This is a genomic window from Leptospira noumeaensis (genome assembly GCF_004770765.1).
Taxonomy (GTDB): Bacteria; Spirochaetota; Leptospiria; order Leptospirales; family Leptospiraceae; genus Leptospira_A; species Leptospira_A noumeaensis.
Genome location: NZ_RQFK01000026.1, coordinates 795,700 through 820,811, shown reverse-complemented (window position 1 = coordinate 820,811; position 25,112 = coordinate 795,700). Strand labels below are relative to the sequence as shown.

Annotated in this window: 26 protein-coding genes, 1 other RNA gene and 1 pseudogene; 11 read left to right on the top strand and 17 right to left on the bottom strand. The window is 36.4% G+C overall.

The annotated features are described in order from the left end of the window. Positions 1-44: 44 nt before the first annotated feature. The 7 genes from EHQ24_RS12050 to EHQ24_RS12020 form a co-directional block, all read right to left on the bottom strand. A complete protein-coding gene (locus EHQ24_RS12050; RefSeq protein ID WP_135601846.1) occupies positions 45-767 on the bottom strand; it encodes a glycoside hydrolase family 25 protein in 723 nt (240 codons plus the stop codon). Between the two features lie 143 nt (positions 768-910). Beyond that, entirely contained in the window at positions 911-1,435 is a 525-nt protein-coding gene (locus EHQ24_RS12045) for a hypothetical protein (protein ID WP_135601845.1), read from the bottom strand. Positions 1,436-1,608: 173 nt separating this feature from the next. After that, entirely contained in the window at positions 1,609-2,556 is a 948-nt protein-coding gene (locus EHQ24_RS12040; protein ID WP_135601844.1) for a hypothetical protein, read from the bottom strand. Between the two features lie 294 nt (positions 2,557-2,850). Further along, positions 2,851-3,291: an LA_2478/LA_2722/LA_4182 family protein gene (locus tag EHQ24_RS12035; protein ID WP_167483074.1), complete on the bottom strand. Its 441-nt coding sequence runs from the start codon at positions 3,289-3,291 to the stop codon at positions 2,851-2,853. A gap of 22 nt (positions 3,292-3,313) precedes the next feature. Next, on the bottom strand, positions 3,314-4,051 hold the full coding sequence (locus EHQ24_RS12030) for a flagellar motor protein MotB (RefSeq protein WP_135601843.1): 738 nt from the start codon (positions 4,049-4,051) through the stop codon (positions 3,314-3,316). Next, entirely contained in the window at positions 4,048-4,701 is a 654-nt protein-coding gene (locus EHQ24_RS12025; protein ID WP_135601842.1) for an FFLEELY motif protein, read from the bottom strand. The genes EHQ24_RS12030 and EHQ24_RS12025 overlap by 4 nt, the downstream gene beginning before the upstream one ends. A gap of 6 nt (positions 4,702-4,707) precedes the next feature. Beyond that, on the bottom strand, positions 4,708-5,850 hold the full coding sequence (locus EHQ24_RS12020; RefSeq protein WP_135601841.1) for an LIC13341 family surface-exposed protein: 1,143 nt from the start codon (positions 5,848-5,850) through the stop codon (positions 4,708-4,710). A gap of 97 nt (positions 5,851-5,947) precedes the next feature. On the opposite strand from EHQ24_RS12020, the gene ssrA reads away from it, so the two are divergent. Continuing rightward, positions 5,948-6,299: a transfer-messenger RNA gene (ssrA, locus tag EHQ24_RS12015) on the top strand. Between the two features lie 366 nt (positions 6,300-6,665). After that, positions 6,666-7,049: an MliC family protein gene (locus tag EHQ24_RS12010; protein WP_135601840.1), complete on the top strand. Its 384-nt coding sequence runs from the start codon at positions 6,666-6,668 to the stop codon at positions 7,047-7,049. Between the two features lie 15 nt (positions 7,050-7,064). Here the strand turns inward: EHQ24_RS12010 and EHQ24_RS12005 are convergent, their stop codons facing one another. The 3 genes from EHQ24_RS12005 to EHQ24_RS11995 form a co-directional block, all read right to left on the bottom strand. Further along, positions 7,065-7,430, bottom strand: a complete 366-nt coding sequence (locus EHQ24_RS12005) for a hypothetical protein (RefSeq protein ID WP_135601839.1) — start codon at positions 7,428-7,430, stop codon at positions 7,065-7,067. A gap of 101 nt (positions 7,431-7,531) precedes the next feature. Then, on the bottom strand, positions 7,532-8,164 hold the full coding sequence (locus tag EHQ24_RS12000; RefSeq protein ID WP_135601838.1) for an NrsF family protein: 633 nt from the start codon (positions 8,162-8,164) through the stop codon (positions 7,532-7,534). Continuing rightward, positions 8,161-8,718 carry a sigma-70 family RNA polymerase sigma factor gene (locus EHQ24_RS11995; protein WP_244310408.1) on the bottom strand — a complete coding sequence of 186 codons (558 nt, stop codon included), beginning with the start codon at positions 8,716-8,718 and terminating at the stop codon, positions 8,161-8,163. Before EHQ24_RS11995 ends, EHQ24_RS12000 begins: the two co-directional genes overlap by 4 nt. Before the next feature lie 128 nt (positions 8,719-8,846). Between EHQ24_RS11995 and bufA2 the strand changes: the two genes are divergently transcribed. The 4 genes from bufA2 to EHQ24_RS11975 all read left to right on the top strand — a co-directional run bounded on the left by bufA2 (position 8,847) and on the right by EHQ24_RS11975 (position 12,282). Then, positions 8,847-9,101 carry a BufA2 family periplasmic bufferin-type metallophore gene (bufA2, locus tag EHQ24_RS11990; RefSeq protein ID WP_135601837.1) on the top strand — a complete coding sequence of 85 codons (255 nt, stop codon included), beginning with the start codon at positions 8,847-8,849 and terminating at the stop codon, positions 9,099-9,101. 5 nt (positions 9,102-9,106) lie between these two features. Then, the gene (gene bufB, locus EHQ24_RS11985; RefSeq protein ID WP_135601836.1) at positions 9,107-9,967 is read left to right on the top strand and encodes an MNIO family bufferin maturase; all 861 of its coding nucleotides are present in this window, start codon (positions 9,107-9,109) and stop codon (positions 9,965-9,967) included. Continuing rightward, positions 9,933-10,700 carry an HvfC/BufC family peptide modification chaperone gene (locus tag EHQ24_RS11980; RefSeq protein ID WP_135601835.1) on the top strand — a complete coding sequence of 256 codons (768 nt, stop codon included), beginning with the start codon at positions 9,933-9,935 and terminating at the stop codon, positions 10,698-10,700. The genes bufB and EHQ24_RS11980 overlap by 35 nt, the downstream gene beginning before the upstream one ends. 412 nt (positions 10,701-11,112) lie before the next feature. Further along, a complete protein-coding gene (locus tag EHQ24_RS11975) occupies positions 11,113-12,282 on the top strand; it encodes a hypothetical protein (RefSeq protein ID WP_244310407.1) in 1,170 nt (389 codons plus the stop codon). A gap of 43 nt (positions 12,283-12,325) precedes the next feature. Here EHQ24_RS11975 and EHQ24_RS11970 read toward each other — a convergent pair. Continuing rightward, positions 12,326-12,807, bottom strand: a pseudogene (locus EHQ24_RS11970) (helix-turn-helix domain-containing protein); the annotation flags it as partial. 246 nt (positions 12,808-13,053) lie between these two features. Here EHQ24_RS11970 and EHQ24_RS11965 point away from each other — a divergent pair. Next, on the top strand, positions 13,054-16,458 hold the full coding sequence (locus EHQ24_RS11965) for a fibronectin type III domain-containing protein (protein WP_135601834.1): 3,405 nt from the start codon (positions 13,054-13,056) through the stop codon (positions 16,456-16,458). A 212-nt stretch (positions 16,459-16,670) separates the two neighbouring features. Here EHQ24_RS11965 and EHQ24_RS11960 read toward each other — a convergent pair whose 3' ends face one another. Then, positions 16,671-18,089, bottom strand: coding sequence for an OmpP1/FadL family transporter (locus EHQ24_RS11960; protein ID WP_135601833.1), 1,419 nt, complete (start codon positions 18,087-18,089; stop codon positions 16,671-16,673). Between the two features lie 216 nt (positions 18,090-18,305). Continuing rightward, positions 18,306-19,190: an AraC family transcriptional regulator gene (locus EHQ24_RS11955; protein ID WP_135601832.1), complete on the bottom strand. Its 885-nt coding sequence runs from the start codon at positions 19,188-19,190 to the stop codon at positions 18,306-18,308. Positions 19,191-19,378: 188 nt separating this feature from the next. On the opposite strand from EHQ24_RS11955, the gene EHQ24_RS11950 reads away from it, so the two are divergent. Next, positions 19,379-20,134: an SDR family NAD(P)-dependent oxidoreductase gene (locus EHQ24_RS11950; protein ID WP_135601831.1), complete on the top strand. Its 756-nt coding sequence runs from the start codon at positions 19,379-19,381 to the stop codon at positions 20,132-20,134. 86 nt (positions 20,135-20,220) lie between these two features. Here EHQ24_RS11950 and EHQ24_RS11945 read toward each other — a convergent pair whose 3' ends face one another. The 3 genes from EHQ24_RS11945 to EHQ24_RS11935 all read right to left on the bottom strand — a co-directional run bounded on the left by EHQ24_RS11945 (position 20,221) and on the right by EHQ24_RS11935 (position 23,110). Then, positions 20,221-20,892 carry a DUF1554 domain-containing protein gene (locus EHQ24_RS11945; RefSeq protein ID WP_135601830.1) on the bottom strand — a complete coding sequence of 224 codons (672 nt, stop codon included), beginning with the start codon at positions 20,890-20,892 and terminating at the stop codon, positions 20,221-20,223. 329 nt (positions 20,893-21,221) lie between these two features. Then, entirely contained in the window at positions 21,222-22,700 is a 1,479-nt protein-coding gene (locus EHQ24_RS11940) for a ParA family protein (RefSeq protein ID WP_135601829.1), read from the bottom strand. Between the two features lie 29 nt (positions 22,701-22,729). Continuing rightward, positions 22,730-23,110 carry a hypothetical protein gene (locus EHQ24_RS11935; protein ID WP_244310406.1) on the bottom strand — a complete coding sequence of 127 codons (381 nt, stop codon included), beginning with the start codon at positions 23,108-23,110 and terminating at the stop codon, positions 22,730-22,732. Between the two features lie 67 nt (positions 23,111-23,177). Between EHQ24_RS11935 and EHQ24_RS11930 the strand changes: the two genes are divergently transcribed. Next, positions 23,178-23,498, top strand: a complete 321-nt coding sequence (locus tag EHQ24_RS11930) for a hypothetical protein (protein ID WP_244310405.1) — start codon at positions 23,178-23,180, stop codon at positions 23,496-23,498. Between the two features lie 165 nt (positions 23,499-23,663). On the opposite strand, the gene EHQ24_RS11925 is transcribed toward EHQ24_RS11930, so the two are convergent. After that, entirely contained in the window at positions 23,664-24,143 is a 480-nt protein-coding gene (locus tag EHQ24_RS11925) for a GyrI-like domain-containing protein (protein WP_135601828.1), read from the bottom strand. A gap of 81 nt (positions 24,144-24,224) precedes the next feature. On the opposite strand from EHQ24_RS11925, the gene EHQ24_RS11920 reads away from it, so the two are divergent. Further along, on the top strand, positions 24,225-24,503 hold the full coding sequence (locus tag EHQ24_RS11920) for a YiaA/YiaB family inner membrane protein (protein WP_244310404.1): 279 nt from the start codon (positions 24,225-24,227) through the stop codon (positions 24,501-24,503). A gap of 47 nt (positions 24,504-24,550) precedes the next feature. Then, the gene (locus tag EHQ24_RS11915) at positions 24,551-25,051 is read left to right on the top strand and encodes a DUF1579 domain-containing protein (RefSeq protein WP_135601827.1); all 501 of its coding nucleotides are present in this window, start codon (positions 24,551-24,553) and stop codon (positions 25,049-25,051) included. The last annotated feature ends 61 nt before the right edge of the window (positions 25,052-25,112 follow it).

The window sequence follows — 25,112 nt, the reverse complement described above, 5'->3', positions numbered from 1 at the left end:
AGTATTACTATTACTCGCTAAAGGCTTCGAATCATTTGAAGCCTTTAGTTTGAATGATTCATTTGTATCAAACTTTCAAGATTACCATTTAAAACATTTAAATCAACGGGGCCACTGATTCCGTCAATTCTCGCAGTACTTTTATATTGCCAAATCATCCAATCAATCGAAGAAAATGTATTGGGATGTACAAAAATATTTCGAATCCATATCGGATGATTGAATAACTGTTCACCAAGGTATTTTTCCATGAATTCATTTGTTAAATAAAGAATGGTTTTAGTTTTATAGTAACTATCAACTCTATCTAAGAAAATAGAAATTTCACTTTGGACATTTTGAATTTTGGGCCTATCTTTACAATTTCCATCGAATTCTAAATCAACAACAGGTGGTAAGGAATCTATTTCTAAAGGAACTGATTGAATAAAGTTTTCAGCTTGTTCAGCACCTGATCTACATAATGTAAAAAAATGGTAGGCACCCACTTTAAAACCCTCTTTCTTAGCTTCCTTCCAATTATATAAAAAGGATTTATCCTTAAAATCTCCTCCTTCTGTCGCTTTTATATAAACAAAGGAAATTTGTTTTTTTGACACTTGGTTCCATTCAATTCTTCCTTGGTGATTGGATACATCAATACCCCTAATTGGATACCTTTCTTCAGAAGGATAAACAAACCAAATGAGTCCTAAATCTAAAGCCTTATATAATGCGGAGACGACAAACAAAACTAAGAAAGTTAAAATCAATATTTTTTTTATCATAACAAGTATTAGTATAGATTAACCGACGTATACAGGCAAGTAGTTTGTAGATACAAATGAATCCTAGAAACCTATGTGTCACAAACCAAACGAGGCAGCAAGGGCCGAAGTGAAACGATTAGCTACTATCATATGGTAATACTTTATTTAATTTTCCAAATAGTGCATTTGCAATCCGATTCGTATGAAAAAGGAAAATTAATATAATTATTACTAAAAGTCATAGACCCATTTTTATCTTCGAACGAAATTCTTGAGATATAACCTGAGATCGGATTTTCGAAATTATGTCCTTCGTATATAAGGACAGCAGTGTATGTATCAATTGTTAGAGTCAATTTATTATTTTCATGATCAAAGATAAAGTCTTCCTCCGAAAGTGGTTTTGCTTTCATTTTCTGACTGTAATTTTGAATGTTTCTTGATGGTATGCTTTTCCATTTTTTTAGAAATGAAATTAGATAGTTCATTGATACATCGTCTGAACCTATTTCTGAATCTTCTTGTATGAAAACTTTTTTAAAATCTTCCTCTTTCATTGGTAATTTTAGATAAAATGAAATGGAAATTTTCTCGTTGGTATAATTTGAAATTGCTATAAATGTAGGAATACTACAAGATAGATTTAATAAACTGAAGGTTAGTATTGTTAAATTTCGAATATTCATTTTTTTGATATTTCTATTCAGTAAATAGTATTGGAAATAAAAATTCAATATGAATTGAAGAGGAAATATTTATGTGACTACGAATGAATGAATTTAATGAATGACCAAATACTATACAATTTTAGACTTTTTTTTGAGAATACTGTCAAATAACGCCGCTTATTTGCAGGCTTTTATTGAGAATATTTCAGCCCAGTTTTAAATTCAATCTTTTCTGAAGATTCTCGCTTATACGATTCTGGCATTAATGTCTCTGGCAAAGGTGCATATAAAATTTTCTTCTTAATGTTTGTTTCAACCACAATATTTTTTTCACTGAAGTCGAATAAATCTAAATAATAGACTTTAAATATATTTTGCTGTATTGAATCTACTTTGAAGATAACACCAAAAGTCTCAATGTATTTTCGTCCGTATCCAAAAGCATTAGAATCATGATCAATCATGAAATAGACCCTTTCTTTCCAATTTTCACTAGCATCACCATTGTTGAACATTTTAGATGAGTAACATATATTTGTATTTTCACTTAAATAGGATACCTTCGTAGAACAAATTTTTTGAAATTCTCTTTTAAAGGATTCAACTTGCTCTATATTAAAAATACTTTCTGGAATTAAATCAAGACGATTAATAAAGCCTACAGAACCGCCCGATTCTACTTTAAGCCAAGTTCCTGATCCGTCATTTATTTGATAAGGCTTTATGTATTTTATCTTTTCTAAATGAATAATACTTTTAATTTTTTTTAAACACTTTCTATTTCTAGGTATATTTTCACAAAGTACTGCACCACTTTTGTTGTGTACTACGAAGCTTTTATCAGAGATGTTTTTGCTGGAATTTACTAGAGTAAAAAATATGTTAGAATTCGAAATATATCCTGATTTATTTTCTAAATAAATTTTTTTCCATTCTTTATTTTCAGAAATATCTTGAATTAAGAAAATTTCACCTTCCTCAATTGTAAAAATATGTTCTTCGTTTATTTTCTTATAAACTTTAATATTTTCTCCTGCAGCTTGTTCTATCTTTAGATTTTCAGATTCTTTTTGGGAATCTTTAAGAAGGTAGCTACAGTTGAGATAAAATAGTAATTGAGCAAAAACAATTATTTTCATTAATTTTTTAAAACTTACGTATAACGACATGTATATTCGAGAACATAGTTAAGTAGCGTTTATCTGCATTACGTATATACGATCTCAGACAACAAATCCAAGGAATGGACGGGATGTTATGCGCAATGCGTATATTTACCACCTGTACCGGAGGCGGCTATACGAATGACGCATATTCGCACATGAAAGTCTATTTGCGAGATATTCGTATGACATTTATCTATAAAATGACAAAGCGAATGACAGTTTTTTGACAGATTCAATCATGTCCTTACCTTCCCAAATCAGATAAATTTAGTTACCATTCTGGATCTTTTGAAAAGCCACACATGTAGGGACAGTTTCGATCTTTCCTTCCTTTAAATCCTTACAGCTAAACTGTAAGATTTGTTTATGACATTCTTTATATGTTGTTTGAATCGCTAACGCATCTGCACCTATCAATTTATAGGCATTACTTTCACGAAATCGTTTTTGGCATTGCGTTTCATCCAGTCTACCTTCAGTAAATTTTTTCAAATTTTCTGGAATGGATTTCCATTCTTTATCAGCACACTCTCTGTACTTGGCACAAATCTCAGATGTTAAACTTAACGATTCATTCTGCCATTCTACATTTATGATCCCTTTATCTTTTTTGCATGATACAGCAGTTACTAAAACAAAGAGTGATAAGAAAATACGAATTCCATTTTTCATATTCAATTTCGAAAATATTATATTAAGTAAGTTCATAAACTCTTTTGGATTTCCTTTGTTATTTGATCGTTTCTGCAGTTTCTTTTTTACGAATTAAAATTTCGATTCGTTCTTCTTTGGCTTTTTTTTCTGGTGTATCTGAGTCTTTTGATTTTTGAAACATGGCATAACCTTGGACAGAGATTTGTTCTTTTGGGATGCCATAATCATTGACTAATTTTTCTGCGAGTAAAGAAGCCCTATGGGAATGGTAATCCCAAGAATTTTGAAATTTCGATTTGTCGATTTGTGATTCGTAAGGAATTTGCACACGAACGACTATATCAATGTCCATTCCTTTGGATAATTCAGCCAATTGTTCAAAAGCAAATTTTAAATCAGGATCGGCTTTTAATATATCATCCGATGCCAAATCAGAACCCGCGAATGTTAATTTAAGTTCTTCAGTTTCAGCAAGACCAAGTTTTAATTTTGCTTTTTCTCGAAGAGTTTTTAATGCGAATCCAATTCGTTCCCATAAACGAAACACTTGTGACTTCGGTTCCATAGTGTCGTCTTCTAAGATTCCCGATCCTCCATCCAAAATCGCACCAACCGAACTTACATTTAAACCAAATCCTCTTTTGATATCTTTTGCTACTTCTGTTAGGCGGTTGGCATCAACTTTGCTAATCGCATACAATATGATAAATAATCCTAATAATAAGGTGATCATATCGGCATAAGTCAACAACCAACGATCATGTGCTTCTATATGTTCTTCTTCTTTGGATACAAATCTGGAACGTCTTCTCATGTTTCCCCTTGGAGGGTTGGGAAAGCCTTATATAAAAAATCCCATTCCTTTTTTTGAACAATTGCATAGAATTCGTTAAATAAATCCTGGTTCACCGGCAAAGTTGCATAGTAACCTTGTTCTACTTTTTTAAACAATGGATACACTCCTAGTAATCTTGCCATCATTGATGCTGGTTTAATGATATAAGCACTTACCGGTTTATGTGCCAATTCATAGAATTTTTTAAGATTAAACAGTACAACTTCTAATTGTTTTTTTCGAATTTCTCTTTTGTCCAACTCACAAAATAATGAAAAGTATTCGTCCTGACTAATTTCTCTTCCAGCTAACCAACCTTTAGAAAGTAGAAGTTCCGCCATTTGGATGTCTAGTTCATCGGTTATTGTATTGAGTTCAATCAATCGTTCGACACTTTCCCTTGTGCCTTCTTTCATCATATTTTTCACTTTGTCATAAGTAGAAAACGCAAGTGTTTCCCATTCTTCTTTGCCATCTAAGTTATAAACAGTTTCAAAAAAGAATTTTGCCATCTCAATGGTTTCATTCTTATGAAAAAAATCAAAATAATAAAGATGAAACCGGTCTACTTGGACTCGAACAATTTCCCTTCTCGCAAGTTTGACTTCTTCAGTCAGTTGGTGTTTCATTTCCTCTTAGTTTACCGGTGTTCCTAAAAGATAAGAAGGAAATCCTTGTTGGTCGCGTTCAAAAGGTACAATCGAAAACTGATTCGGAATCGAAACGATTTCATGATAGAACTTATATGTGGAACGAAATAAAATTTTTGGTGTTACCGATTCTTTCGGAGTGTAATAGAACTTGATTCCATAACGAAAGTTATTTGCCCATCCTTCTTTTGTAACTTCTAACAAAGGATATTCGGCTGGGATTTTTTTGTTTTGGACAACATTAAAAACTATGTCACCTTTTTTATACAAGCGAACTCCTTGGGTTTCTCCTGCCAACCTTAGAGAACCAGCTTCCGGAAATGATAACGATAGGTATGTTAAACTAACATAGTTTCCACGGTTCTTAAGTTGTAATGTTACGAGTGATTCCTTTCCAACCTCAAACTTCGGAGCCACTTCCAAGGATACAAATGCTGGAACTGGTTGCATAGGAAGGTTTGGAATCATCTCCCATCCATTAAAAACAAATTCTTGCGAGTAATTTGGATTTGTTGGAAAAATACGCAAAGATTTGTCTTTTTGATTGTATTCAAAATCTACACGTTTACTTCTTTTTAGTTCTTCATGTTCTTTCAGTTGAAACCCATCCCAAATCTTTTTTCCTTTGCGGTATCCCATCGGAACAGAAAATAAACCTAACGGTGGTTCTTCGGACAAAACTTCAAGAAAAACTGAATTAAAATTATCACCTGGAAGTTCGGCAACAACGATCCTACGAAGGCAATCCCCTGCAAAGGTAACTTTTTCCTTTCCCGGTGCAGATCCAGGAACCCAAGATTTGAGTTTCGCATCGTAAAACATCGCCCCTAAATTCTGTAAAAAGTATTCCAACTTCCAAAGAAAAGTCCAACTAGAACCATCTTTGCGGAAAGCGGCAAGAACCTCGCTATTCCCAGATTGGAACAAAACTAAAGTCTCCATTTCTGGAGTTTCATCCAAATTGATCTGTTTTTGGCCTAATACACGAATTTGTTGTCCCGTTTCGCTACCATAGACTGCTTGTCGAATTTCTGAATCGGAAGGGATTTCCTTTTGCGAGCAAGATACAAAAGTAAGGAATGTGAAAAGTAAAGTGACTGTAATTCGAAATTGGATGGATAAATTCATGGGAATTCTTTCATTCCATCAGACCAAAACTCCAATTCAACCTTTTTTGCTTTTCCTTTCTAAGTCTTGAGTTTTACTCGTCTAAGTAGTAAGAATTGGGGACGACATTGGTTTCGACTGTTGTTGGCTTGGATTCAGTGGCACGTAGGGGTGAGGGACCTCTTAAAAACCTTCAAAACAATAACTGCAAATAACGAATTTGCTCTAGCAGCTTAATTTTAAGCTCTACGGTTTCCATGGCTGTTTCCTTAGGTGGCCAAGAAACCGACACCTCTCTAAGGACCTTTCGGATTTGTTGCCCGCTTCGAACCGGATTGAACTTTAAGTAGGATAGGAATTAGTCCCCCGTTTGTAGGGTAAGTCTTTCCGAAATTTATTTGCAAACTAAACGTGTAGAAGCTGCATTTGAGGATGATAGGACCCGGGTTCGACTCCCGGCGTCTCCAGAATTTCAGTTTAGTAATTAAAAACCATATTCATTTAACAAATAAATTACGACGGGAGTCGAACGACTGCGAGAGTCAGAAACAGTAGCGACCCATAGGGAGCGTGAAGCTGTTTCTGTCGAAGGCAGGATGCCTGAGACCTCGAGCAGGACGGGTCGGAGGTTGCCTGGCCCTCCGTGGCCAGAGCCTCCCGCCCGCACCCATCCATGGGTGCTTTTCGAAGCGAACGCCTTCACGAGTTATTCAGCTAAAGTTGATTGGAATTTCTTTTAGTATTCATTTCCTGATTTCATTTAACAGATAATTTGCGATGAGTGTTGAAAGCAGCACGGCTGAGATGTCGAAAAGTAAACGGAGACTTAAGCCACTTTGAAAACTTCCTATTTCTTAAAATTTATCCCTATTTCTTTTTTTACTCTAGCGGCCGTTATTTGCCTTCTCTCTTCCTCTTGTTCACCCGCTTACGAAGAAATCGAAGTGGTTTACCAAGCGACAGATGGCCAAAGGATCACGGCTGTTTATCACAATCCTACAAATGATGAAAGCGAATTCTCTGTGACTCTAAAATTTCCTAGTGGGCAATCTGTCACCTTAAATCAAGGAGCGGCTGCCTCGGGAGTTCGTTATACAGATGACAAAACCTTGGTTTGGTGGACCAAGGGTGGTGGAGCAATTATGATGAAACCAGATGGAAAAAATGATTGGGAGATTACTGGCACATATACGGAAATTCCAATGCACCATAATCGTTAAATGGATTCATTTGATTCAAATCAGTTGAATCTTAGGCCAAGCACCGAACCATGTATGATAATAAACCATATAGATTCCATACAAGATCCCACATAAGATAAGAAAGATTGCCGTTTTACGGAAGACCAAAAGATTTCCCATTTCCACGGTGATCTTTAAAACGATCTTCGTTAGCCTATCGATAATGGAGAACAAAAAGAAAAAAAGCAAAAGAATCACACCCATGCCGATCAAAGTCACGACGGGTTTTTCATACATACTGGTAAGGCTCAAGACTCGTCCGTTAATGAGAGTTACAACCAAATCAACGGCGAGTATACAAAGTAGGCGAAAATAGAAACTTAGGAAACGGTGAAAGAGAGATTGTTTTGTTGAAGACATGGGATAAAATTTGGGTTTCAAAGCCAAACTTGCAAGTATGATTTTACAAAATCAATTCACAAATCTCAACTTTTTCTTATCTTTACAAAATTAATATTGCGTTAAAAAAATCTATGAACTGAAAAAAACACCGCACTATAAAATGGAATCAAAGTTAGAGTATGCCAAGTGAGAATATGAATGGAACTTTCATTGGGACAAAAAAATGAAATTCCCATTTGGGCCAAAGCAAAAGGCAAGAGGTAAACGGATGATCGAAAAAGAATCGCAGGTTCGCTAAAACCTTTCTTTAGGTAAAAATTTAAAAGAAAAACAGGGAAAAGCGTCATCAAAAGAATTACTTCCACACAACCCGTCCCGTGATTTTTCCACTCATCTGACAAAGAAGTGAACAAACCTTTTTCAGAGTTTGAAACTGAAAAAACCAAAAAAGCCAACCAACTAACTATAATTAAATTGTGAAATACATAATCATATCGGGAATGGTTGCCTGGAATGTTTCGTTTAAATAAAACGAGGCCACAACCAACTATCATAATTGCCAAAGTAATATTTGATTCCCAAAATTGGGGAATATGATATTGTCCTCGAACCATTTTGGTAAAAAACAAAATTACAAATAGACTCAAAAATGAAAAGGAAACCCAAATCAAAAACCGATTGAGCGGATTTTTTAAAACTTTAACTTTCTGATTTTCTTTCGTAAGGATCTCAATTAATTCTACAGTTTTCATAATTTATCTCCTGAACGAATACGAATGATTTTATAAATTCTATGTGCTGCCGTCTTCACTGCTGACTGAGACATGGACATAATTTTTGCAGTTTCAGCAATAGACATTTTCTCTAACTTTAAAAGACGAAAAATCAATCTTTGTTTTTCACTCAATTTGGTCAAAATTTCTTCAAGATATTCCTTTGAATCATCTTGCGAAGGAAAATATTGAATCTCTGGTAAATACTCATTAGATTGGATGATCTCTCTTTTATTTTTTCGTCCTTTTTTTCGAATGTAGTCGATTATCTTATATTTTGCAATCGAAGACAACCAAGGCAAAAAAGATTTACCAGGTAAAAAAGTATGTTTAGAAAGATGAACGGCAATTAAGATTTCTTGAAGAACATCTTCTCTATCTTCTGGGTCAAAAATTTTTGCTGATAGAATTCCTCTTAGAATGATGCATATTTCTTCCAATAATTTCTTATAAGATGTGGAATCTCCCTCTTGGGAAGAACGCATCAAATCGGATAACTCTTCCGATGAGACCCTATTCTTGGAAAGTTTCAACACTCTTCATCCTTCTAAATCTTCTGTTCATAAATCAATTTATTTATAAATACTAAATTTTTTTTTCGCAGATGTAACTTTTTTATTTTTCAAACGAATGAAAATACAAATTAAACGAGGAGTTTATTATGAATTACAAATCCGGAATTCTTTTAGGTGCAGCATTAGCTGGACTTACCTTTACGTCCTGTATGAGCGCCAAAACACAAATGGCAGAAAAAGCAGAAGGTGAATGTCACGGAATCAACGCTTGCAAAGGTCAGGGAGATTGCGGAGGAAAGGGACATACCTGCGCTGGAAAAAATTCCTGTAAAGGTCAAGGTTGGAAAGGATCTTCTGAAAAAGAATGTGCTGAAAAAGGCGGAAAATTCGTAAAATCTTAAGATTCTTGGAAAATCTAACTTCCGTATATGGTGTTGGTCTCAGGCGAGACCATTATCCGTATCTGTTGGAAAAACCAGATACGGACATAGATTGGTTTGAAGTCATCAGTGAAAATTATATGAACACTGAAGGACGACCTATGTCCGTATTGGAAACCATTCGTAAGGACTATCCAATCACCTGCCATGGAGTTGGTATGTCTCTCGGAAGTGCAAAGGGAATTGATCCAAATTACTTAAAAGATTTAAAACGCCTGATAGAAAAAGTAGAACCATTTCTTGTTTCTGATCATTTGTCTTGGAATGAACAAAATGGAATCAGAATGCATGAACTAATCCCTATTCCATATAATGAAGAAAGTTTTGAGATTATCTCAAATAATATTGATTTTGTACAAAATGAACTGCAAAGACAAATCGCAGTAGAAAATATATCAGCATACTTCAACTATACTTCTTCCTCATTGAGTGAAAGTGAGTTTCTAAGTTTACTAACACAAAAAACAGGATGTTTACTTCTCCTAGATATAAATAATATTTATGTAAATGCAAAAAACTTTCAATTCAATCCAATTGATTTCATAAAAAATATTCCCAAAAAAAGTATAGCTCAAATCCATTTAGCCGGTTTTACGGATATGGGAAATTTCCTTTTCGATACACATTCAGAACCAGTACATCAGGAAGTCTGGAATTTATTTGAAACATCCTTAGATTACATTCCAGAGAATGTTCCGATTATGATTGAATGGGACGAGGATGTTCCTGAGTTTCAGAGGTTAGAAGAAGAAATCAACAAAGCGCGAAATATTGTTAAAAGAGGAAATAAAAATGAAGCTAGAAAAACTTCAGAATCTTTACTCTGACAGTATTTTGACAAACAAGGACATTCCTTTTCAAAACCAAATAGTTCCTTGCCAAAATTTAACCGTAGAAGAAGTAATTTTCGTTTACAAAAACGCATATTTATATCGCTTGAAGGAAGTATTAGCCGACAATTTCGAAGCTGTCCACTTTGCGTTAGGCGATCAATTATTTGAATTCGTTTTAGAAAAATTTATAAAAATATCGCATCACAATTCTTATGACTTATCCAACTACGGAGAAACATTTCCCATTTTTTTAATGGAGACTTATCCCGAATTTCCCTATCTAAAGGAATTAGCTGAGTTTGAAATACAGTTTATGGAGTGTTTTCATGAGAAAGAACATCAACATTTTGATTTCGCTAATATCCAAAATCAATCCGAATTAGAAAATTCAATCTTCTTCTTCGGTAAATCAGTAAAACTCATCCAAAATCAATTTTCTATCTATTCCATTTGGAAAAACAGAAAATCAATTAACCCGCCTGACCTTTCCAATGTGGAAAATCCAGAATTTCTTCTATTATACAAACAAAACTCGGATATGTATGTTCTTAATTTAGAACCCGTTGAATATTTTTTTATCAACTTACTAAGTAAAGGCGAGATGGTCGGAGTAACATTAGAAAAAACTGCCTCTCATTTCCCTTTAGATTCAGAGACTGTCGCTGCACTTTTCGGAAAAATTTCTGCAACGGGAATCATAACAAAGATTTCCGTATCTACGGTTTAAATGTCTTTTTATGCCGAATGAATTTTGCTGAGAAACGGATTCAAAGTAACACTTATGCACGTGAATTTGATTGCTGAGATTTTTCACTTGGTTTTTCGCGCAACATCACCTTGTTTCCGGAAATATAAGTATCCTTTCCATAACTGCACATTGTGAAACAAAACAAAAGGAGAAGTAAGTAAAGTCAAACGAACTGAGTCATTTCATCTCTCTTATATAAAATATAAATTCTTTTTCGCAAGCTGTTAGAACATAGCCAATACAAGTTTCCGATTCCCTTTATCTTCATAATACCAAGTATAGGACAAACTAGCTAAAACAGAGTATAATCCCGATTAAATTAATATTTACTTTTATAACCTAACGTCAAAAATGTTATAGATTTATTATTATCGAATATAAATCTTTGCCGATGATGACCTTTTTCTATCGTACAAATTGTCTGATTTGTTTTCTATGTTTCTCACTATCACTCTTTGCAGAAGAACCGGCCAACGCGAAGAAAGTCGAAAATCCCGGATCAAAATTATCCAACGAAGAAACAAAAGGTCGAAGAATTCAGATTCAAAACGATTCAATATATGAACCTCCATCACAAAAACAAACTTCAGAAACAAAAAAAGATTTTTCTCTCAAAAAGGAAAATGGTGCTAAATACTTTACATTTTATCCTGGAGTCCAAGCGAACTTAACTGATTTGACGATTGTGTCTTCGACCGGTAGTCGTGCGGTCATGATGGACGATCAACGAATGGATCAAAATCTTTCCTTCCTTTATGATTTAAAATCGCAGGAATGGCAAATGGGAGAGAGTTGGGGTTTGTTCATTCTCAATCGAAACGTAAACTTTCGTCAATCCAAACAAAAAATAACAGACATTACCGCTACGAATATGTCTTCAAGTGAAGGAGAATCCGGTTCATCCAATCGATCTTCCCCAATCAAACAATATAAAAATCAAGACTTAGGCACAGAAACCTATGGAAGTTATCACATGTTACTTCCTGCAATTTATTATGGCAAAAAAGGAAATGATAAATTTAGAATTGGGTTTGGTTTTGGATATTCAAAAGTCAACATACAAGGCACCGCAGATTTTAATGATGGAAATGGTTATTTTAATAACATAATGATATTCGGCGCGGGAAGAAACCTCGACGAAAAAATTGATAACATAGGTAGATATTCTTTATTAAATAACGGAAACATTGATGGTGATCCCTACCGTGCTTATTTGTTATCCAATTTATCTTATGGAAATAATTTAGAAGCGCTTGGAGCTTATACTTTGATCAAGGGAGATGTAAACCCCAAAACTATCAATCCATTGTTAGCTTTATATTATGCACAAACTACCGGAAATAATTTAAGTCCGCTTGAACTGTATGCTTTGTTAACATTAGGAATCGGAAGAGTCAATTCCTCAACCAACTATGCAAAGAGTTTTTATTTTTTTTGGGAAATTCCCATTGGTTCTATCAATTGGAGATTAGGTTTAGGTGGGCCATTTTATTCACAAAATGGTTATAAAATTTCCTTTTCCACGGTTGAAATGTCTTTTTATATGCCGATCGAATTTTAAATCTTAGTTAACATTCGTTCATTCTAAAAAAAGTGATTTTACCTTACGCCACTTCCATGTCCTTTAATCTCTTTGTGTCACGCGCAGGAGAAGCGCCAAAAAACCGAGTGTATTCTCTGTTGAATTGGGAGGTGCTTTCATAACCGACGTCTAACGCTGCATCGGTGACAGAATAACCACTGTAAGTTAAAAGTTTGCGTGCTTCGAGAAGTCTTAGTTGTTTTTGAAATTGAATGGGACTTAAGCCCGTGATAGACTTAAATTGTCTATGAAAGGTTGTGATTCCCATACAAGCCTTGTTCGCCAAATCTTCTATTTCAAAAGAATGAGTAAAGTGTTGACTAACCCATTGAATGGATTGGTGAATGCTCGATCCTTTTTGATGAGATTGAAACAATTATCGAAGACGCCACCCCTATGGTTTAATCAACACATAGTATAAAATTCTCTTTCAAACACTAGTGTCAACGCTACAATGTGTTCTGGACTTTTCATCAATCAAAGCCTTCGTAACCAACCTTCTAAAATTCCTAAGTGGCAAGATAGTTATACTTAAACAAATATTTAAACGGTAAAACCGTTAAATTCAGAAGGTAACCTTCATCTAAATCACTTTCAAAATAGTGAATATGTCACAATACAAGTAAGGCTTTTTTTCAAAAAATAAGTTATCGCATAACATTTCTTCTTGCTTGTTATCCTATAACTTTAATTATACTGTAAATTGCAAGAGTAATATGGCAATTTTTATATATAAAAGGCAAATAAATTATGTGGAAAATACTAAAACTATTTTTGATTCTTTTCCTGGGGATCGACTGTTCTTTATTAAACGAACAAAATAACGATTCCTCTATCAAAGAGGCTTCTCTTCTTCTCAGCGCAGGACTGAGTGAAAATGTATCGGGTGAAAGCGCAGGCGGTGGAACCGCTACTGCGGAAGGAACCCATATCGTGTCGAAAGATGGAAAATTCTCCATAGATATTCCGAAAGATGCGTTAAGCGAGACTGTCGAGTTTAGTATTACAAAATATTCGGCACCAACAAATGCGCTTCCAGGAAATTATATCCCTACAGCTGATATCTATCAAATCACCCCTTCCTATCGTTTCCAAAAAGAAGTTACCATTGAAATCGTCTCCAATCCGAGCGCCATCCAGGCATATAACTTAGAGAAATCGAAATCAATTGCATTTTCAATAAGTTCCACTAACCCAGAAGAAGGTGTCAATCGATTCCCTTCCTGGAGCGCGCATCCTACTAGAATTGATGGGGATAAGTTAGTGTTTACAACAAAGACGTTCTCCATCTTTGGAATAGGAACTCCCCCTCCAGGAAATCATGCTCCAGTCATTTACGGAGCATATTACTATTTCAAAGCAGGATGTAGCTATTTACCATATCAATTGAGAACGGAAGTGGTCGATCCCGATGGAGATGCCATTTCCGTTTTTTTAATCACAGGGCCAGCTAACGGAGGAGCAAACTCCATCCAAATGACTAGAGAAGGCTCTACTAACTGGTACAATGCAAACATTCCTTACGAAGCGATGTCCCAAACAGGTATCAAAATGCAAGTGATTGCTGTAGATATCCATGGACTCAATTCCACTGTTCCGAATTCCAACGTATTCACTTACCCTGCTGATTCGGGAGATACTGTTTATATCAACAATTATAAAAGAGATGCAGACAATGATGGAATTTTATGTGCCTGGGAAAGAGACAATGGAAGAAGTGATACAAATCCTGGTGATGTGGCTGGAGTCGCAGACACTGACGGAGATGGGATCCCCAACTCTAGTGATCACACTCCAAATGGAGAATCTAATCCAGCAATAGACCACTTAGCAATTTATCCTAGTTTGACGACAATGGATGTAACAGAAAAAGTGAGCTTCGGTGTGTCTGCCAGCTTCGGTGGTTCTTTCCGATACGTAAATGCAAGTTATAATACAACCGGGAATGCTTTGAACGGATCGCCTGTAGGAAGCCTGTCAGGTGGTGTGTTTACAGCAAATCACCCGGGGCTTGCAGGAGTTGTAGCCACTGTAGGAGCAATGAATACGACCGCAACGGTCAGAGTGAACGACTCAGTAGGTCCGAATAACATCACTGATTTGATCGCAATTTCCCTTTCCAGTACACAAATTCGATTGCAATGGACCGCTCCAGGAGATGATGGAATTTATGGAAAAGCCTCAAGCTATCAAATCTATCGTTCCACCACACTCATCAATAATAATGCAAGTTGTAATGGCTCCCTCGTATTCCATGGATTGACTCCAAAAAATGCGGGGCTTCCAGAAAAACTCGATATCAACGGATTAACACCTAACACTACATATTATTTCTGTATCCGCGCTTTTGATGACTCAGGAAATTTGAACACTTGGAACGGCACGGTTTCAGCGGCAACTCAGCCAGTCCCAGACATAGTGCCTCCTGCGAACTTGTTTTTTACGAACCTGTCTGCCACTACGATCTCGCACCATCAAATCAGATTGAATTGGCTAGCTGTAGGTGACGATGGAAATACAGGAAGTGCTTCCGCTTACGAAATCAGAAGAAGCACTTCTCCCATCAACAACGATGCACAATGCGATAGTGCAGTGAATGTAATCAACTCGATATCCGCTGTGCCAGCAGGAACTCCTCTCTCCTTTGTTGTAGGAGGACTCTCCGACAGTACGATCCATTATTTCTGCATTAGAGCCTATGATGAAGTGAACAATAGAAATAATTGGAACGGAATTTTGAGTGCAGCCACAGCTAGGGCCAATGGGGCGCCTATCGTTTCCATGGGAGTGGGTTTAAATCCTATAGTTGATACAGGAACAAGTGGATTCATAGATGCGAGACCATCTACCGATCCTGACGCAAGTATCTGTCTAGCGAATGCTGCCAACTACCAATACATTTGGACTCTTATCAACAAGCCAATTGGTTCTGCAAAAACGACTGCGGACATAACGGACGCCAATACTAAGCTTGCACAATTTATTCCAGATGTACCAGGAATCTACACTTTTCAATTCACCTTTGTCGATGATCCTGGAAGTTGTTTGGATACTGCTAAATTCACAACAGGAACAATCTCCTTTACTGCAAGAAGTCCTATTCACGGGCATGGTTTAGTTCCTTTAAATTTGTCAGGACAAGTTTCCACTTTTGCTGGAGGAGCACCTGGTTATGTGGATGGAATAGGAAACGTCGCAAGGTTTGGAGGAACCCTGAGTCTTGCTACCAATGGAAAAGATCTATTCATAGGAGATACTACTTCAGTGCGAGTTGCAAATATCTTCACACGTGCGGTAACGACTGTTGCAGGAGCCTATGGAATCATTTCTTATGATCCCCCTGTCGATGGACCAGGATCTTCAGCTAGGTTTCAATTCATCACATCGATTTTCTCTGACAGTAACTATATATACCTAACTGATGGTCATAGGATTCGAAAAATGAACATAGGAACCTGGGAAGTTAGTACACTTGCAGGTTCTGGTGTATTAAAATTTAGCTTCGATCCAAATGATACTGGGGGAGGTTATGTAAATGGAATTGGAACTGCCGCTAAATTCAACAATCCTAGCGGAATTGCAAAAATAGGCGGCTATCTTTATGTTGCAGATAATGGGAATGCAGTTGTTAGAAAAATTGCATTGGCAACAGGGGAAGTTACTACACTTGCAGGTTCAGGAAGTAAAACTTTTGCTGATGGAATCGGTTCCAGCGCCAGCTTTGCAAACGTTACGAGGATTGTTAGTGACGGGACTTACTTGTATGTCACGGACTCAAATACAATCAGAAAAATCGATCCTGTTACAACACAAGTGACTACGATCGCAGGAGCATACCTACAATCTGGTCATGTCGACGGAGTGGGAACTGCTGCCAGACTAAAGGCTCCAACCGGGTTAACTACAGATGGCCGGTTCCTCTATTTTATGGATTTTGGAACCACTCTTCGTATTTTGTTATTAGCTACAAACGAAATAGCCACCCCTCTCCAAGTGTCTACCATGGCAGGAAATCAGAATAATTTTTCCATTGTAGATGGAACTGGATCTAACGCGAGGTTCGGCGGAGGTTACAGCTTAACTAATGATGGTAAATCTCTCTTTATTGGAGATTTTCTTTCTGATCAAAACTATTCTATCCGAAAAGTAGACTAATATTTAATCGAAAACCTTCCCCAATTGAAATCCTGTCCATTGATGGGATTGGGGGAAGGTTTTCTGCAGAAAAAATATAGCCACTTTCAAACCAAATCAGTTTCTATAACAAAATATTAATGTCTTTTTATATGCCGATCGAATTTTAAACACATAAAAGCTAAAACAACTATCTTAACTTAGGAAAGCTTTTATGTGTTTGTATCTTTTAATCAATCAAAAGATCTTGTTGCACCTAAGGTGACGTTCACAAAGGAAGATTCCGCATTATAACTATACCCTAACCCATTAAACGATGTAGGGCCAGTACGAATGTAGTGCGATAAATCCCAATCGGTTCCTTTAGCACCAGTGATTTTATTTCTTGGTCCATTATAACTGATCCCAAAATCAAGACTCCATTTATCAAAAAGATAACTGAATCCTGCAGCCACTACATGATGTAACGAAAAGAATCCTCCTGTCGATCCACCCAAACCGTTACTTTTAATGGGAAGAGTATTATAACTATATCCCAACCGATAGATCCAACTTTCACTTACTTTATGCTCTAGTCCAATGAGGGCAGCAAATTGATCTCTAAAATTTAATTGGGCATCACCGGCTTGGACATTGCCAATGGGTGTAGCAAGCCAAGGATCTTCTAACTTCTGAGTGACTTTTCTTAAGTAAGAGCCATAATTTGTATAAACAAAATCCAAACCAACTTTAAGATTGTTTGCACCGAAGGCGAAACCCAAGGAATGTTTTTCAGGCATATTGAAAAAATAAGAGACACCAGTAGTGCGATAATAGGCAGGGTTATTGATACCAACAGTGTAATGACCATTCATTGGCAATGCGGCATGTGCTTGGTAAGAATATGCAACACGTAACCACTCAGTGACTTTATAATTTAATCCAAAAATACCACCTAAGGCAAATGACTTCTTACTACTTTCATAATAAGATCCAGTCCCTGGAACTTCTATGGATCCAGTTAAATCATAATATTTTTGATTCAACCGTTGGTATCCGTACAGCCCTTCAATACTGATACCAACAGATAATTTTCCAAAATCATAAGAGATCCCATTGACTAATTTTGCGATTGCAAATTCGTTGGAATTGGACTCTTTGACTTGAGGATTGTCTCCAATGCCTGCAGGAAGATTTAAACCACCCCAATCATTTAACGTTTGTCCGGTGGGAGTGTTTCGAGTAATTTTGTCGACTCCTCCTTTGGCTCCTCCTGAAACATAAAATGCAATCCCATAATGTAAGTTTTCTGTTACTTGAGTTTTAAAAGCAATGTAAGGAGCTGGTGCATTGATTGCTGATTTTTTATCGTTTGAATAGACATACTGTGGATTCGAATCCAAAAAACGATCTTGGTATCTCGTGTAAATGGTTGAGTTCGTGGCTCCAAATTCTAAAAGTTTTCCTTTTTTCAAGGAAAGATTTGCCGGATTCAAAGCAACATCAATCGCCGAACCACCTAACGCTGTATTGGTTCCTGCCAAACCTTCGTAACGTGCGTTAAAAGCATTCCGGGTGAGACCATCAATCGCTTCGAGACGATTTCCACTAAAGATTCCTAGAATCAAAATGACAGAGTAAAAGGTGTAATTTTTATCTTTATAGAAGTTCATTTCATTTCCTTAGGAGACAAAATGTACGGATCAAATATCTCCCAGGTTCGAATTTGATGACCTTTCCTCGAAGTTAAAGAAATATATTTCCAATATAACGGATATTTGTTCCGTTTTAACGTCATATTCTAAACAAATTGTTCAGTACTCTGTAGGTCAGTCGGATGTTTAGAAATGGAAATCCAGCTCGTAGCAGCTCAAAACAAAAAAGGAACCTTACGCCACTTCCATGTCCTTTAATCTCTTTGTGTCACGCGCAGGAGAGGCGCCAAAAAACCGAGTGTATTCTCTGTTGAATTGAGATGTACTTTCATAACCAACATCTAACGCTGCATCGGTGACAGAATAACCGCTGTAAGTTAAAAGTTTACGTGCTTCGAGAAGCCTTAGTTGTTTTTGAAATTGAATGGGACTTAAGCCCGTGATAGACTTAAATTGTCTATGAAAGGTTGTGATTCCCATACAAGCCTTGTTCGCCAAATCTTCTATTTCAAAAGAATGAGTAAAGTGTTGCCTCACCCATTGGATGGATTGGTGAATGCTCGATCCTTTTTGATGAGATTGAAACAATTGTCGAAGACGCCACCCCTCAGGGCCAATCAACACATGATATAAAATTTCTCTTTCATATACTGGTGCTAAGGCCGCAATGTGTTCAGGTGTTTTCATAAGTCGCAACATTCGTAACCAAACTTCTAAAAATTCCGGAGTGGCAGGGCAGGCAGAAAACTCATCCGTATGATTTTTAACAGCAACTGTGTTGGGTGTATCTTTTAATAAATCAAGTAACACTTTCTGATCCAATTGGAGTGCAACAGATAAATAAGGAGAACCATTGTTTGCTTGTCTAACGTAACCCGTTGCTGGCATTTCTGTTGGAATGACAAAATAAGCAGGACCTTCCAAATGAACCACTTGGGTCCCAATCGAAATCGTTTTACCACCTTGGACAACAAGACCAATTAACGGTTCATAAACAGCAGCTAGTTGGTGTTCTGGAACTTCCCCTTGGATCATTAACACTCGAGGGAGACCGGTTTTTGTCGGTTCCGTGGTCGCACGACTACATAGTTCAGTTATCTCATTCACTAACTTTTGCACAATTTCAAGATATCACAAATGAGCGTTTTAGGCACTTTAAAAAAGCAAAAATAGAATTTTTATAGGAAATTTTTGATCAAAAAAGTAATGATTGGTAGTTTTAGGCAATTATTAGGTAAGATCCGATCTTGTTCTTAAAAGATTTATCGGCTATATTTTCCATACAAGAACGCAATAGGAGAAAATTTATGAAAGTAGCAATCATCACTGGTGGTAGCAATGGTATCGGAAAAGCAACGGCTCTGGAGCTCGGCAAACGGGGGATCAGCGTGATCCTCACTTACAATTCGTACAAAGAACGAGCAGAAGAAGTTGTGAATGAAATCGAAAAAAATAACGGAGTTCGTGCGGTAGCTCTGAAGTTGGATCTCACAAAAAAAGAAACCTTCGATACATTTGTCGAAGACGTAAAAAACAAACTCTCTACAATTTGGAATCGCACCAGTTTTGATTACTTAGTGAATAACGGTGGCATTGGTGGCCCGATGTTATTTACAGAATTAACAGAAGAGTATTTTGAACAAATTCTAAATACCAACTACAAAGGCCCCATCTTCTTATCACAAAAACTGGTAGCTCTTATGGAAGATGGAGGTGCAATCGTCAACACTTCGAGTTCCTCAAGTACAAAAGCATTTGTCGGTTATTCGATTTATGGATCCCTCAAAGCAGCGCTTTCTACTTGGACTCGTTATCTTGCCAATGAACTAGCACCTCGCAAAATTCGTGTGAATGCTGTATCCCCAGGCCCAACACATAGTAATTTTGGCGATGGAGTATTTGATAAATACCCTGAATACATCAAACCTTTGGCCGATCAAACTGCCTTTGGTCGTATTGGTTTACCAGAAGACATCGGCAAGGTGATTGTGAATTTACTCTCTGATGACTTTGGATGGGTCACTGCCCAAGACATTGAAGTCTCAGGTGGACATTTACTTTAAATTGGTTCAAACTAAATTAGCCCTCTTTAGATGAGAGGGTTTTTATTTATTTAAAAACTCAGTGTCGCGTCCAAATATTGTATCTTTTACTGCTCCACACATAGAATAACAGAAGTAGTGTCACAATTTGGAACACCTCCCGATACATACAAATTGTTGCTATTGGGTGCAATTCCACCTTGACTTACATTCGATCCATCGCTCCAGCGATTGCAATGATTACCAGACCGAGTGAGCCAACCACTAGTATTAAGACCTGTAAAAATTGTCGAGACAGAAGGATTCTCTGCATCACCTGTTTGGCTTGTGAAAATTCCTAGACTATTGGTAGTCGCGATGGTCACATTATCAGCTGTTCGCACATACTTAGTATCCGGTTTCAATACCCAATCCACATGTTCGGAAATCCCTCCAGTCAGACAATTTGAAGTTGTACAAGCAATTCGATTCACATCATCTACAAGGAAAGCTTTGTATACCGCACCCACTGGCATTGGTGGTTTTTTGGAATCAGTCATACATTTGGCATCGGCTCCGAGAATGCCTCCCCGATTGCCATTATAGGTTACACTGGTGGAAAAAAATTTACAGGTTGTACAAAAGGGAACTGGCGTCCTGCATGAAGCAGTCTGACCTGTGAGACATAGGATGGTTTGGTTTTCTAAATAAGAATCAGTTCCAAAATCACTTGGATTATTGAATTTTGGTTCTGTGCAATGGATGAAAGCAACAAGTATGAAGAGAAGTCCGAAACGCATCCATACATACTATCCCGGTTAAATTTCCAATCAACTAAGAATTCAATTCATCCGTTTAGAATTAGCCAACTTATGTTTGGAAAGAATTTATTCTATAAAACGATTGATCAATCGAATCAATCCAAGTTTATATCATTCAAACCAAGATCACTGTTCATAAACTAATCCTTACATTTTCTTCACTGGCTAGTGTATCTGCAGAATGACCCCGAGAAAAGTAGCCTTTGGTATAAGATTATAAAAATAGAATGCAATCAACACTGAATTTAATGGATGTTAACAGGTAGAAACAGTATCAATGGTGGACAATGAATTGACCTTAAATCCTTCTAACTTCTCATAAACGGAAATAAATCTGAAACAAGAATCTCTCCCAGTTTCAGAACTTCGTTTTCCACTTTTTTCCTGTCTTTATCTTCTAGAGCAAGAGATGATAACTGATTGATCGAACGATTTAAAGGCAAACGAATGGCGTCAAAGGTACGGCCACTGATACCATCGGCCCTTTCATTTCGAAACAAAGAATTTCTAATAAACGAATCCTTAATTTCTTTTTCCAGATACCTAGCCACTACTTGGTCTAAGTCCTTCTCCTTAACTTCCTTATCATTTTTATCAAAAAAATTAATGATCATATGGGAAAAAATCGGAGATCTCAAATTTAAAAAATTAATTTTCTCTTCTTTAGTTGTTGGATTCAAATGTTTAAACAACTCAGGAAAGTATTGGTTTGTGAACCGAACTAAATTGATCACTGAAGATCCATTATTAAAGTTAATCGGTGGAATGATGACATCGCTTAAAGAAATCGCAAGCATGGAATAATACCACCAGCCTGGCGGACTATCAATGATCACAACATCAAACTTTCGATGTAATGGAGTCGTAGTTCCAGGTTGTGGAATTGTAATGCCCTGTTTCATCAACTTAGAAATCGTTTTGGCAGAGCTATTAATTTTAGTGATACTCCCAGATAGACTCGAGTATTTATTGAGGTTTCCTTTTTTCATGGCTTCATTGGAACTTTCATTTGCCTTAGCCAAAGCTAGTACAAGATTTCCATCACGCATACTCATTGCTTTCTTTTTGTCTTTTTTATCGACTGTTCCTTCCAACCAATCGATCACATCATAAAATTCTCCGGAATCCAAATGAAAGAGCCTTGAAAAATCAGATTGTAATGGATCAAAATCTAGAGCTAACACTGATTTCTTTTTTACTTTTGATAAATAATTTGCGAGTATATAACTGACTGTGGTTTTACCAACACCTCCCTTATTATTATAAGTAGTGAGAATCACCGGTTCGTTTAGTTTTTTTTTGATTGTTTTTACGATCTCATTCGACCAATAAACTACACCTTTTCCACTTTTTAAATTTTTAATATAAATGATCGGGAAAACCATTCCATAATAATTACGAACCACTAAGATCCGTTCCCCATCCGTAAAAATACCAATGGGAATATAACTCTTATTTACATTATCATAAAAAGTTCGTAAATATTCCGTTAGCTGCTCAAAATCAGAAACAATTCCAGTTTCAGGATTGAAATCGGGGAAATCTTTAGAGCCATGATGTTTTACTTCTACAATCACGCTAAATTTTTCATTATCACCTAATGCTAATATATCAGTACGTTTTTTCGAACCTTTTGGCGAATCTTGACGAGTCATTGCATCCTCATCATACCCAAAGAAAGTTTTTAACCAAGGTTTTACAAATTTATCTTCAACAAATGCTTCGTTCTTTTCGGATAGAGAATCTATCACCTGATTCCAATCGATTTTTTCTTCTTTATTCTTCACAAGATACTCCGTACCATTTTAAAACCGATTTAAGAAATATTTTCCTCAAAGATAAGACGCGCCACTTCGGCTTCTTTTTCCCAACGAAGGTTTGTATAAGCTTCATACCAACTTTGTTTGCAATACAACTTCCGAAAAATCCATTCTCCAAAATAGAGAATCCCAAAAACAAACGGGGAAAACAATCTTTGTTGTTTCTGATGAACGAACTCGTGTATGGCGATTCCCTGCCAGTATTTTCTATTTTTATAATCTATACAAGAACAACTTAAAAAACAAAAACAAAGGAAACTTGCTCCTTCCGTATATAAAATCTTGATACGACCAAACTTTCCAGAGGGTAAAAAAATTCTAACCTGTGGCAGGAAGGTAATAAGCCAAAATAATGAAAAAAGAAATATTATGAACATATTCATTTCCTAAAACAAATAAACATTTCACTTTACTAACATAAAGGATATAGAAAAAATCAAAAATATGCCTCTCAGCGATATGCAAATGAAACTGATCCAAGAATCAAAGGCCATACTAGTTCAAAATCTTCACCTTACCAATGAGGATGCCATTGCTGTAATTTCGAAAGCGATAAAAAAAGAACTAACCATCCGAAAAACAACTTTAGAACTTTTGGAAATTTCTACCTTATCCGAGAGAACTTCTTTTGTCCGAGCCGTAGTTAAACATGTTAAGGATCAGGTGATGGAAAATCCAGAATGGAGGTCGAACCAAGTAGAACGATACATCGAAAAATTTTACCAAACTCTTCATAAAATTATGAATCCAGATCCCGAACGATAGGAATTGACCTTCTTTTGACTCTTGGTATAATTTATTTTTTTTCGTGCGTTCCCAATCCTTCACAACACCAAACATTCTTCTAACAAAGGGCCAGGCTACTTTGGGGTGCGCTCACGCTTCCGTCGTCTGAGGCAAACGCCTCAGACGACCAAGCCCGCCGTATCCTTAACGCGGTTTAATCGGTATATAAACAAACTCTTCTGAACTAGGATCATCATTTATATATTTATCACCTAACAATTCAAAATGTGGGCGATTGTCCAAATCATATCCCGATTTAGGAAACCAATCTCGAAAAATCCATTCGAAAAATGGTCCTGATTCCGCTACCGATCCTTTGTAGAGAAATACACTATAAAGGCCCGCAGGAATTTCCAAAACCTCCATACCTTCTGGCAAGTCCATTACCGAAGAAACTTCTACGCCAGCCCATTTGATAAATTTTCGATTTGGATTAAAATTTTGAAAATAATCTAAAGGATACACTGACAAAGAAATTTTTTCCGTTGAAACTCGGTTAGAAATAGAACCAATCTTCGGAACAAAGGATTTCCATAAAATTGGTGTTAAACTTTCTACCAATGACATTTCAATTTTTTTACCAACTAAGTATTTTTTCTCTATCGAGATAATTTTTGAATCCATTACCAATCAATGGACTTATCATTCATTCTTTCAACCAAGATTCTTACTATGAACTCAGTCAAAAGGGAACAAACAAAATTCTTGACCAAATCCGAAAAAAACCATACACAGTTTGAAATGATCACACAACCTCAAAAACCTTCTGCAGCCTTTATTTGTGCTTCTTGGCTCTCCCTCCTCATTGGTATGTTCACTTTCATAGTAGGGATTTGGAACGCAGATATGATGTTAAACGAAAAAGGTTTTTTTGGAATCTCTTTTGTACTCAGTTTGTTTGCGGCCGTTGCTGTTCAAAAAAATGTCCGTGATTTACGTATGGCAGAAGGAAACATCAAACCAGAACTCAAGCCAAAAGAATAAAATAAATGAATCATTCTATTCATTAAACTCAAAGGTAAGGAAACCAAATGTCATCAAACAAATTTGAAGAATCTATAAAGAGTGGAGCTCACAAACAATTACAAAGTTTAGTGGGCCATTGGACTGGCAAAACCAAAACTTGGTTTGAAAAAGATATCCTTGCAGATGAATCCAGTGCAGAAGCCACCATCACCACATTGTTAGACGGTAGATTTATCTCAATCGATTACCACAGCAGTTTGGATGGAAAACCGTTTGTGGGAAAAATGATCCTTGGATTTGATATCCCTTACCAAAGATATACAAGTTCCTGGATTGATAGTTTCCATATGGGAACTCAAATCATGTTATCCAGTGGGGAAGGAAAAGATAAAGGATTTTCAGTTTTAGGTTCCTATGGAAATCCAGAATACGGTGATAAACTTTGGGGTTGGAGAACGGAAATTCAATTCATCAGCGATAAAGAATTTTCCCTAACCGCTTTTAATATTTCGCCGGATGGAGAAGAAGCAAAAGCTACGGAAACATTTTACAAAAGAGCGGGATAAAACATACTTAGGATTTTTAAGAATCAAATTCTCTGTTCGGATAAAATTCTAAGTTTTGATT

What these genes read in the sequence shown, in the direction of transcription:
- EHQ24_RS11935 (WP_244310406.1), bottom strand. Translation starts at nt 23,110, where the DNA reads ATGTTCATAATATTTCTTTTTTCATTATTTTGGCTTATTACCTTCCTG.
- EHQ24_RS11945 (WP_135601830.1), bottom strand. Translation starts at nt 20,892, where the DNA reads ATGCGTTTCGGACTTCTCTTCATACTTGTTGCTTTCATCCATTGCACA.
- bufA2 (WP_135601837.1), top strand. Translation starts at nt 8,847, where the DNA reads ATGAATTACAAATCCGGAATTCTTTTAGGTGCAGCATTAGCTGGACTT.
- EHQ24_RS12030 (WP_135601843.1), bottom strand. Translation starts at nt 4,051, where the DNA reads ATGAGAAGACGTTCCAGATTTGTATCCAAAGAAGAAGAACATATAGAA.
- EHQ24_RS12045 (WP_135601845.1), bottom strand. Translation starts at nt 1,435, where the DNA reads ATGAATATTCGAAATTTAACAATACTAACCTTCAGTTTATTAAATCTA.
- EHQ24_RS11950 (WP_135601831.1), top strand. Translation starts at nt 19,379, where the DNA reads ATGAAAGTAGCAATCATCACTGGTGGTAGCAATGGTATCGGAAAAGCA.
- EHQ24_RS12035 (WP_167483074.1), bottom strand. Translation starts at nt 3,291, where the DNA reads ATGAACTTACTTAATATAATATTTTCGAAATTGAATATGAAAAATGGA.
- EHQ24_RS12005 (WP_135601839.1), bottom strand. Translation starts at nt 7,430, where the DNA reads ATGTCTTCAACAAAACAATCTCTCTTTCACCGTTTCCTAAGTTTCTAT.
- EHQ24_RS12050 (WP_135601846.1), bottom strand. Translation starts at nt 767, where the DNA reads ATGATAAAAAAAATATTGATTTTAACTTTCTTAGTTTTGTTTGTCGTC.
- EHQ24_RS12000 (WP_135601838.1), bottom strand. Translation starts at nt 8,164, where the DNA reads ATGAAAACTGTAGAATTAATTGAGATCCTTACGAAAGAAAATCAGAAA.
- EHQ24_RS12040 (WP_135601844.1), bottom strand. Translation starts at nt 2,556, where the DNA reads ATGAAAATAATTGTTTTTGCTCAATTACTATTTTATCTCAACTGTAGC.
- EHQ24_RS12020 (WP_135601841.1), bottom strand. Translation starts at nt 5,850, where the DNA reads ATGAATTTATCCATCCAATTTCGAATTACAGTCACTTTACTTTTCACA.
- EHQ24_RS12025 (WP_135601842.1), bottom strand. Translation starts at nt 4,701, where the DNA reads ATGAAACACCAACTGACTGAAGAAGTCAAACTTGCGAGAAGGGAAATT.
- EHQ24_RS11965 (WP_135601834.1), top strand. Translation starts at nt 13,054, where the DNA reads ATGTGGAAAATACTAAAACTATTTTTGATTCTTTTCCTGGGGATCGAC.
- EHQ24_RS11975 (WP_244310407.1), top strand. Translation starts at nt 11,113, where the DNA reads ATGATGACCTTTTTCTATCGTACAAATTGTCTGATTTGTTTTCTATGT.
- EHQ24_RS11930 (WP_244310405.1), top strand. Translation starts at nt 23,178, where the DNA reads ATGCCTCTCAGCGATATGCAAATGAAACTGATCCAAGAATCAAAGGCC.
- EHQ24_RS11915 (WP_135601827.1), top strand. Translation starts at nt 24,551, where the DNA reads ATGTCATCAAACAAATTTGAAGAATCTATAAAGAGTGGAGCTCACAAA.
- EHQ24_RS11960 (WP_135601833.1), bottom strand. Translation starts at nt 18,089, where the DNA reads ATGAACTTCTATAAAGATAAAAATTACACCTTTTACTCTGTCATTTTG.
- EHQ24_RS11980 (WP_135601835.1), top strand. Translation starts at nt 9,933, where the DNA reads ATGAAGCTAGAAAAACTTCAGAATCTTTACTCTGACAGTATTTTGACA.
- EHQ24_RS11925 (WP_135601828.1), bottom strand. Translation starts at nt 24,143, where the DNA reads ATGGATTCAAAAATTATCTCGATAGAGAAAAAATACTTAGTTGGTAAA.